General features: G+C 73.2%; 8 protein-coding genes. 2 read left to right on the top strand and 6 right to left on the bottom strand.

Annotation, left to right across the window (positions count from 1 at the left end; translation table 11 throughout):
* Window positions 1-3: 3 nt before the first annotated feature.
* Window positions 4-828, bottom strand: coding sequence for a RimK family alpha-L-glutamate ligase (locus tag ACFV6D_RS06865; protein WP_380336965.1), 825 nt, complete (start codon window positions 826-828; stop codon window positions 4-6).
* Window positions 825-1,781: a RimK family alpha-L-glutamate ligase gene (locus ACFV6D_RS06870; protein ID WP_380558787.1), complete on the bottom strand. Its 957-nt coding sequence runs from the start codon at window positions 1,779-1,781 to the stop codon at window positions 825-827. The genes ACFV6D_RS06865 and ACFV6D_RS06870 overlap by 4 nt, the downstream gene beginning before the upstream one ends.
* Window positions 1,782-2,083: 302 nt before the next feature.
* Here ACFV6D_RS06870 and ACFV6D_RS06875 point away from each other — a divergent pair, with 302 nt between their 5' ends.
* Complete coding sequence (locus ACFV6D_RS06875; protein ID WP_380558790.1) at window positions 2,084-2,953, top strand: GNAT family N-acetyltransferase; 870 nt, start codon at window positions 2,084-2,086, stop codon at window positions 2,951-2,953.
* Window positions 2,954-3,059: 106 nt separating this feature from the next.
* On the opposite strand, the gene ACFV6D_RS06880 is transcribed toward ACFV6D_RS06875, so the two are convergent.
* The 4 genes from ACFV6D_RS06880 to ACFV6D_RS06895 form a co-directional block, all read right to left on the bottom strand.
* Window positions 3,060-3,482, bottom strand: a complete 423-nt coding sequence (locus tag ACFV6D_RS06880) for a hypothetical protein (RefSeq protein ID WP_063347591.1) — start codon at window positions 3,480-3,482, stop codon at window positions 3,060-3,062.
* Window positions 3,479-3,715 carry a toxin-antitoxin system HicB family antitoxin gene (locus tag ACFV6D_RS06885; protein WP_063347592.1) on the bottom strand — a complete coding sequence of 79 codons (237 nt, stop codon included), beginning with the start codon at window positions 3,713-3,715 and terminating at the stop codon, window positions 3,479-3,481. Before ACFV6D_RS06885 ends, ACFV6D_RS06880 begins: the two co-directional genes overlap by 4 nt.
* A 176-nt stretch (window positions 3,716-3,891) precedes the next feature.
* Window positions 3,892-6,573: a collagenase gene (locus ACFV6D_RS06890; protein ID WP_380558792.1), complete on the bottom strand. Its 2,682-nt coding sequence runs from the start codon at window positions 6,571-6,573 to the stop codon at window positions 3,892-3,894.
* 237 nt (window positions 6,574-6,810) lie between these two features.
* Window positions 6,811-7,770, bottom strand: a complete 960-nt coding sequence (locus tag ACFV6D_RS06895) for a LysR family transcriptional regulator (protein ID WP_063347594.1) — start codon at window positions 7,768-7,770, stop codon at window positions 6,811-6,813.
* Between the two features lie 377 nt (window positions 7,771-8,147).
* On the opposite strand from ACFV6D_RS06895, the gene ACFV6D_RS06900 reads away from it, so the two are divergent.
* Complete coding sequence (locus tag ACFV6D_RS06900) at window positions 8,148-8,345, top strand: hypothetical protein (RefSeq protein ID WP_159398428.1); 198 nt, start codon at window positions 8,148-8,150, stop codon at window positions 8,343-8,345.
* Window positions 8,346-8,453 lie beyond the last annotated feature (108 nt).

Here is an 8,453-nt window from a genome sequence, read left to right on the forward strand (position 1 = left end):
GGCCTATCGGCCCCGCCGCTGCCCGCTTATCGGCCCCGCCCCTGCCCGCCCGCGCCCGCGCTCCGCCGCGACGCGCAGGGCGAGGGCGGCGAGCGCCTCGGGCGCGCCGGGCCGGCCACGGATGCCGGGGAAGGCGTTGACGTCGACGATGACGGGTTCGGCGGGCCCGTCGAGCAGGTCGACGCCGTAGACGTCGAGCCCGAACACCTCGCCGACGCGCAGGGCGAGGGCGGCCCGGTCGGCGGGCGGTTCCCAGCCCTGTCCCTGCCCCGACTCCCCTACGCTGTCGGCGAGTTCGGACCGCCGCCGGGCCGCGAACACCTGCCGGTCGATCACCCACAGCTTCTGGTCCCAGCCGGTCCCCGGGACGAACGGCTGGGTGACGACGGGCTCGTCGGGCCAGCGCGCGACGAGTTCGCGCAACCGGGCCGGGCCGTCGACCCGGGCGACCAGGTCGTGGCGCCGACTGTGCCGACTCTTGACGACGAACGGGTAGGCGGGATCGGCGAGTTCGGCGAGCCGCCCGGCGTCGCGGGTGGCCGCGAAGGGCAGGTCGGCCGCGCGCGCGAGTTCGGCCATCCGCACCCGGTCCTGGCAGAGTTCGGTGGCCGCGGCCGAGTTGATGACGGGCGCCCCGCGCCGCTCCAACTCTTGTGCGAGTGAAAGGGATCGACGGGTGTGGGCCTTGAGCAGATAGACGTCGGCGAGCGCCGGCCCTGCCGGTCCAGCAGGGTCGACGATCGTCACCTCGTGCCGGTCCGCCAGCAGGGCGGCGGTCGCCGCGAGCACCGGGTGTCCGGGGTTGGCGGTGATCAGGCCGATCCTCATATCGCCCCGCCCAGGCCAGCCCCACCCAAGCCGGCTCCGTCAAAGCCGGATCCGCCGAACTCTCCACCACCGAAGCCCAGTTGCCCGTACCCTGCGCCACCGCCCGCCGGCACCAGTGCGGGCGCGGGCGCCGACACGGCCGTCCCGCTGCGCGCGAGCCGCAGCACCGCCCGGGCGACCCTGGCGACCGCGTCCGGCACCTGGCGGAAGCTCGGGAAGTCGTTGATGTCGACGACCACCGGCCCGTCCGGCCCGAGCAGCACGTCGACGCCGTACAGGTCGAGCCCGAACACCTCGCCGACCTGCGCCGCGATCCGCGCGACCTCCCCGGGCAACGGGACCTGCCGTTCGCGTACGCCCTGCCCGGGGTGGAGCGGGGAGGAACGTTCCGTCGCGAAGAGCTCGCCGTCGACGCAGTACACCTTGAGGTCGGTGCCGGAGTTGGGCACGTAGGGCTGGGCGATCAACAGCCCCTCGTCGGCGAGTTCGGGACCGAGGTCGAGGAGGTGGTCGGGGCTGGGCACGAGCCGGACGGCCCGCCCGGAGCTGCCGTCGGCGGGCTTGACGACGAGCGGGTACTCGGCGGCCGGGATCTCGGCGAGCCGTTCCCAGCGGGCGGTGGCGTAGGTGACGGGGACGGGCAGGCCGCGGGTGCTGGCGATGACGGAGGCGAGCGCCTTGTCGCGGACGCCGCGGATGGAGCGGACGTCGTTGACGGTGGTGAGGCCGACGGCGGCGGCCGCGTCCAGCAGGGTGAGCCCGGGCCCGCCGGAGACGGTCTTGAGCACCCAGGCGTCGTGGCTGCCGGCCCGGATCGCCTCGGATATCGCCATCAGCGAGTCCCCGGGGCGCAGCACGTCCACCCGGTGCCCCCATGCGGTGAGCTGGCGTGCCACGTCGAGCGGCATGCCGTCGTGCCGGTAGTGCTCCTCCACCAGAAAGCAGAGCCTCATGGGCCTGTCTTCCCCCCTTGCCAAGCCGAGTGCGGACGTCCGCCGTCCCCCTTCGGCAGAGCTGTAAAGGCATCAGCATGCCACGCGGTATACGCACAAGATCGCTGCGAGCCGGTAAGCGTTCAGCAACAATCAGGCGCCCGCACCGCCCCGGCCCTTCGCCACCCCCGGCACGAAGCACCGCCGCCGCCCGCCATCACCCCCGGCACGAGGCACCGCCACCGTCCGTCACACCGTCACCGGCGCCCCCGGTACGAAGCCCGGGAACAATGCGGTGGCGGGCCGCCGACGCCCCTGCTTGGATGCACGCCGTGACTTCTGTTGATCATGCCCCCGACCACTCCCTCCTCGACGCGATCGAGCGCTACTACGACGCGGTGCCGCGCAGCGCCGCGCGGACCGAGGACTTCGGCCCGCTGACCCTGTTCGTCCGCGAGGGCGCGGGCTGGCCCTACTACGCCCGCCCCACGCTCGACCACGACGGCCCCGCCACCACCGCCGAGGACGTCCTGCGGGTGCTGGCCCGCCAGCGGGAGCTGGGCGAGCCGGAGGCCTTCGAGTGGGTGGCCGAGCGGAGTCCGGAACTGCGGGCCGCGGTGGAGGCGGCCGGGCTCGCGGTGCACGAGCACCCGCTGCTGGTGCTGGGCCCGCAGGACGAGCCGGCCCCGGCGCCCGAGCTGCCGGAGGAGGTGCGGGTGGAGGTCCTGGGCGCGGATGCACCGAAACTGGCGTCGGCGGTCGCCGTTCCGCACCTGGCGTTCGCCGAGCCGGGCACCGGTGTGGGCGCCGTGGGTGCGGCCGAACTGGCCGAGGCCGCAGGGCGGTTGACGGCAGAGGGCGCGGTGGAGCGGATCGCGCGGCGGATCACCGACGGCGCCACCGTGCTGGCCGCCGCGGTGGAGGACGGTTCCGCGCTGTGCGCGGGCCAGCACAATCCGGTGGGCGCGGTCACCGAGGTGGCCGGGGTCGGGACGCTGCCGGTCGCGCGGCGGCGCGGGCTGGGTCTGGCGGTCACCGCGGCCCTGGTCGCGCACGCGCGGGCGAACGGCGTGCGGACGGTGTTCCTGTCCGCCGCCGACGAGGAGGTCGCCCGGATCTACCGCCGGGCGGGCTTCCGCCCGTTCGCGACGGCCCTGATCGCCGAGCCGGCCCCGGACCGGCCCGGCGACTGACCCGCAGACCGGCCGACCCGACGACCGGCCGACCCCCCGACCACACCAACGAGAGCCCTCAGGAACGGACGACGAGGACGACGCGACCGGGCAGGAGCCCACCCGGTCAGTCGTCGTCCTCGTCCTCCGCCCCGCTGACGCCCTCCCCCTCGGCCTCGTCGACGACCCACCCCGCCAGCCGTTCGGCGACCCCGGACACGCCGAGCCGCCCCTCCCGGATGGCCCGGGCGAGGCTGCGCACCTCGCGGGCGGTGGTGGCGACGGTGCAGCCGCTGGCGACGAGGTAGGCGTAGGCGGCGGCGGTCGCGTAGAGCTCGTTGGTCTTCTCCAGGGCTGGCACCCGGATCAGCTGGTGCATCAGGGCGGCGGCGCGGTCCTGTGGTTCGGGGTAGACGTCGATGTCGAAGATCTCGGCCTGGTGCCGGGCGACGGCCGCGAGCAACGACCCGTAGTCGGTGACCTGCGGGTCACCGGGCGTGTACTGCTCGGCGGTCATGAGCAGCCACGAGAGGTCGACCTCCAGCTTCAACGGCGCACGTCCTTCAGGTCGCCCGGCTCCGCGAACTCGGCCAGGAAGGCCGTCTCGTACTCCTTCATGAACTGGGCGGCGGCGTCGACGAAGGCCCGCCCCGCCTCGCCCATGTCCTGCTGGACCAGGCGCTCGATGTACTGGTTCATGCTGATCCCCTGCTGCTCCGCCCGTTCCCGGGCCATTTCCGCGGTCGTGGCGTCCACCCGGACGTTCAGCTGCTTCTTACCCATGAATCTCAAGCTAGCGCTGAAGTGCTAGCACAACAAGGGCGCACGCACACCGGACGGAGCGCCCACCCCCACGGACGTGCCCCCCCCCACGGACGTTCCCCGCGCGGACGCCAGGCGGCCACGCCCGCGGCAGGGTGCCGCGGGCGTGGCCGCCCGGGAGCGAACGCGGGTCCGGATCAGAACTGGGTGCTGACCGTCACCCCGCTGAAGTCGGTGTTGGCGTAGAGGCTGATGTAGCGGTAGCCGGCCGTCGGGTTGGTGACGGTGATGCTCTGCGTGCTGCCGGCGTTGGTGGAGGAGGCGGTGAAGGCGTTCGGCGAGGCCCAGGTGTCCGCGTTGTAGTACAGGTACGCGGTGCCGGTGCCACCGGAGGTGCTGATCTTCAGGGTGCTGACGCCGGCCGGCAGGTAGACGTACAGGTAGTCGAGGCCGCCGGCGGTGGCGGTGAGGTTGGACCGGGAGCAGTTCTGGCCGAGCGCGTCGGTGCGCGGGTCGGTGCAGGTCGGCAGGGTGGTGCCGCCGCCGGTGCCGGTGGTGACGGTGACCGAGGCCGGGGTGCTGGCGGTCCTGCCGGTGGTGTCGGTGACGGTCAGGGCGACGGTGTACGTGCCCGCGGCGGCGTAGCCGTGGCTCGGGTTCCGCTGGTCGGAGGAGGTCCCGTCGCCGAAGGTCCAGTGCCAGGCGGTGATCTGGCCGGGGCCGGTCTGGACGGACTTGTCGGTCAGCGTGACGGTGGCGCCGTTGACGGCCTGGCCGAACAGCGCGGTCGGACCGGCCGCGTAGCAGGCGCCGGCGGCGCAGCCGTCGAGCCAGGCGTCGAAGTCGGCGTCGTAGCCGGTGCCGATGCCGTTGTAGACCGCGTAGCCGCCCTGGTAGTCACCGGTGCGGAAGTGGCCGAGCATGGCGTAGACGTCGGCCGGGTGCTTCTCGAACATGTACCGGACGGCGAGGTAGCCCCACGGGTAGGTGCGCACCGAGTCCGAGTTGCCGTACGTGTTCTGGAAGACGGTGCTGAGCTTGTAGGTGTGCTTGGCGGCCTCGGCCATCGCCTGGGTGTCGGTGGTGCCGCGGTAGGCGTAGGACTCGTACTCGGCGACGCCCTCGATCCACCAGATGTCGGGCACGGAGATCTCGGTGGAGAAGTTGCCCTTCATGTCGTAGATGCCGTCGAGGTAGTGCGTGTACTCGTGGTTGAGGTTCCACACGTTGGCGGTGAAGCCGTCGTTCCACGACTTCTGGTACATCACGCACACGGCGTGGTTGTTGGGGTCGGTCGGGTCCATGACGGTCTGGCCGCCGTTGTCGGTGGAGTTCCCGAAGATCGCCCAGGAGTAGTTCAGGTAGTCGGCCTGATTGGCGAAGACCGCGAGGGTCATGTTCTTGCCGTACGGGTTGACCGGGCCGTTGTCCTTCACCAGGTTGTGGAAGAAGGTGTCCTCACCGCGCAGGCTGGTGCAGACGGCGGCCAGGTCGGCGGGCGACAGCGACTCGGTCAGGATGGTGCGGTTGTCGCAGACCAGCTGGTTCGGCAGCACCGCCGCGGTCAGCTTCGCCGGCAGGTCGCAGGTGCCGTAGTACGAGCACTGGCCGGGGTCGAAGGCGTTGGCCTGGTAGGCGGTGTGGACGTACAACGGGCCGGTGACGCCGGTGATCTGGGCGCCGTCGAGCACCGCCTTGACCTTCCCCTTGACCGCGGCCTCGACGACGGGGCCGTCGCCGGCCATCCGGCCGAGGTCGTTGCCGGCGTTGACGTCGAGGTAGGCGTTGGCGGTGCCGAGCAGGTCCTTGTGGTTGAGCGCGAAGTCGCCCAGGACGGTGCCGATGCTCGGGTCGGCGCCGACCGCGCTGACGAAGTCGCTGTTCCAGTTGCCCCGCCACAGCGGCGCGGACAGCACGGCGTTGACCGCCTTGAGCATCTTCGGGAAGGCGTTGTACGAGTTGTTGTAGCTGGTCAGCACCTGCTTGTAGACGCCCAGGTAGCTGCCCTGCACGTTGGCGCTGTCGGTCAGGACCAGCACCTCGTTGAGCACGGTGCCGTTGTTGTCGGTGACGTCGGTCCAGTGCCGGCCGGCGAAGAAGGAGTCGAGCCCGGCCTTGGAGGCACTGGTGAGCGCCGCGTCGTAGGGGCCGACCGCGTCCGCGTTGTTGGACTGGACGTAGTACCCGGCCCGCAGGAAGAGCACGAGCTGCAGGATGCCGGTGGAGTTGTCCCCGGTGTAGTTCGCCGCCAGGCCCTGGTAGGCGTTGGCGACGGTGAGCATCTGGGATTCCTTGAAGATCCTGCCCGCGTCGGTGCCGGTGACGTTGAACAGCGTGTTCACGCAGTCCGTGGTCGAGCCTTCGAGGAAGGAGACCAGGTCGGCACCGCTGCGCCCGCCGAAGTCGGCGGGGGTGCAACTCGGCGCGGCGGCACCGGCCGTACCAGCGGCGGAGCGGGCCGTACCAGCGACGGCACCAGCCGAACCGGCAGCGGCGCGGGCGGAACTGCCCGGCTGGGCCGCGGAGTTGCCCGGCTTGGCCGCGGGCGCGTGCGGCTGGGCCGGACGGGGCGCGGTCTGCACGGCGGTGCCGGCCGGCTGGCCCATCACGACCTGGCCCAGCAGCGCCGGCGGCAGCGGCTTGGCGGCGGGGGCGGCGGCCTCGGAGGGATCGGCCGCGAGGAAGGCCCCCAGCGGCTTCGGGACGGCCGACGCGGCGTCGGCCGACGCCGGGGCGGCGGCGGACGACCGGGCGCCGGCCGGCGGCTGGGCGGCCGGTCCGGACGCGGCGAGCGCGGGGACCGGCAGCAGGGTGGCGGCGGTGGCACAGCCGGCGACGACGCCGGCCATGAGCGTGGGGAGGGGTATGCGAAGGCGCACTGCGGGGTCCTTCTCCTGTGGGGGAGGCGACTGGACGACTGCCGAGGCATGGGGGAAGTCGACGTGATCCTGCCATCGGGCGACCCGCCAGAACAATGTCACAGGTCATATGACATCTACCGCGTCCGGCATAACACCGCCCCACCGGGACCGACCGCCCGCCCCCGCCTCGCACCACCGCCCGACCCGGCCTCCCCACCGCCGGACCCGACCGTCCCACCCCCCGACCCGGCCTCCCTACGGCCGGACCGGCCGGTACGTCCGCGCCGCCCAGGCCTGGAAGGTCGGCGAACTGGCGATCAGGTCCCGGTAGGCCGCGGCCGCCGCGCCGAACAGCGTCTCCACGACCTCGCCGCTCACCCCGGCGGCCCGCCAGGCCAGCAGGTGGCGGACCCAGATCGGCGTCCCGGCGAGCGGCTTGACCACCACTTCGGCCAGCGGCCTGGTGGTCGCCTGGACGACGGAGATCCCGAGCCCGGCGGAGATCATCTCCTGCAGCTCCAGCCGGCCGCCGAGGAACTCGTGGACGGTCGCCGGGGTGAAGCCCGCCGCGGCGCAGGCGCCGTAGAACACGCCGTGCCAGCCGGCCCCGTCGTCGGGGGTGAGGAACCAGTCCTCCTCGGCCAGGTCCACCAGGGCGATCTCGGTGCGGTGCCGGAGCCGGTGGCCCGCCGGGAGTGCGACGAAGGCGGGCTCGGTGACGATGCCGCGGTGCGCGACGGCCGGCGAGTGGCGCAGTTCCCGGCCCGGGTAGTCGACGGCCACGGCCGCCTCCGCGTCGCCCTGCTCCAGCAGGTCGACGATGTCCGACGAGCGGTAGACGGAGGTCACCGTGAAGCGCTGGTCGGGCCGCTGGTGCCGGGCCCTGGTGACCAGTCCGGGCAGGATCGGCGAGATGGTCGCGGCCAGGCGCAGCTCCTGGCGGGCCGGCTCGCCGGGGGCCGCCGGGCGGCGGCCGAGGCAGTCGGCGCGGGTGAGGAGGTCGCGCGCGGCGGCCACCACCTCGACGCCGAAGCAGGTCGGCGCGACGCCCACGGCCGTGCGCTCGAACAGCGGCGCGCCCAGGTGGCGTTCGATCCGGCGCAGTTGCGTACTGGTCGCGGGCTGCGAGGCGCCGAGCAGGACGGCGGCCCTGCCGACGCTCCCGGTGTCGGCGATGGCGCACAGCACGCGAAGGTGCCGCAGTTCCAGCTCCATGACCCTCCCCCTCACGCAAGGGCCGCACCCTCCCGGCCGACCGCTCCGGGCGGGAGGGTGCGGCCCCGGCGGTGGCTGTGCAACAGCACACATGACATGTCGGCCGCTCACCTTCGCCCCGCGCGAATCACCTCGTCAAGCCCCCTCCGGGAGCCGAACGGCGGCGTCGCAGCGGCCTTTACCGGCGCATTGCGTCCCCCTGACCACTCCCTGACCCGCACCCCGGCGACCGCCCTGCCCGCACCCGCCACCCCGCCCAATGCCGCCCGACGCCGCCCCGCCGGGGCGAGCGAGACTTGAAGAGTTCTTCACCTTCCGAGACTCTGAACTCTCCTGAGCGTTCCGCGGAGCGGCACCGACCGGTCTGGAGGCCGGCAATGACAGCCATGTTCGACCAGGAGCTGCGCGAGCAGCTCGCCCAGGCCCGCCGGGACCTCGCAGCGGCCCGGGCCGAAGGGGACGCCGACGGCGTCCAGGCGTACGAGGGCCGGATCGCCGGACTGCTCCGGCTCGCCGCCCAGCACGGGATCGACCTTCCGCACAGCGCCGACGAGGAGGAGCACAACCGGCCCTGACCGTCCCGCACCGGAACGGCGAGGAGGGGCGGGCCCGCGGGGAGCGGGGGCGCCCCGGCGGCGGCGCCACCACCGGCACCCGCCCACGGCCGGACCCGGGTGAGACGG

The sequence above is a fragment of the Kitasatospora sp. NPDC059812 genome (genome assembly GCF_042732075.1).
GTDB lineage: Bacteria > Actinomycetota > Actinomycetes > Streptomycetales > Streptomycetaceae > Kitasatospora.

Coding starts and splice junctions, on each gene's coding strand:
- ACFV6D_RS06865 (WP_380336965.1), bottom strand. CDS start 828: ATGAGGATCGGCCTGATCACCGCCAACCCCGGACACCCGGTGCTCGCG.
- ACFV6D_RS06870 (WP_380558787.1), bottom strand. CDS start 1,781: ATGAGGCTCTGCTTTCTGGTGGAGGAGCACTACCGGCACGACGGCATG.
- ACFV6D_RS06875 (WP_380558790.1), top strand. CDS start 2,084: ATGCACGCCGTGACTTCTGTTGATCATGCCCCCGACCACTCCCTCCTC.
- ACFV6D_RS06885 (WP_063347592.1), bottom strand. CDS start 3,715: ATGGGTAAGAAGCAGCTGAACGTCCGGGTGGACGCCACGACCGCGGAA.
- ACFV6D_RS06895 (WP_063347594.1), bottom strand. CDS start 7,770: ATGGAGCTGGAACTGCGGCACCTTCGCGTGCTGTGCGCCATCGCCGAC.
- ACFV6D_RS06900 (WP_159398428.1), top strand. CDS start 8,148: ATGACAGCCATGTTCGACCAGGAGCTGCGCGAGCAGCTCGCCCAGGCC.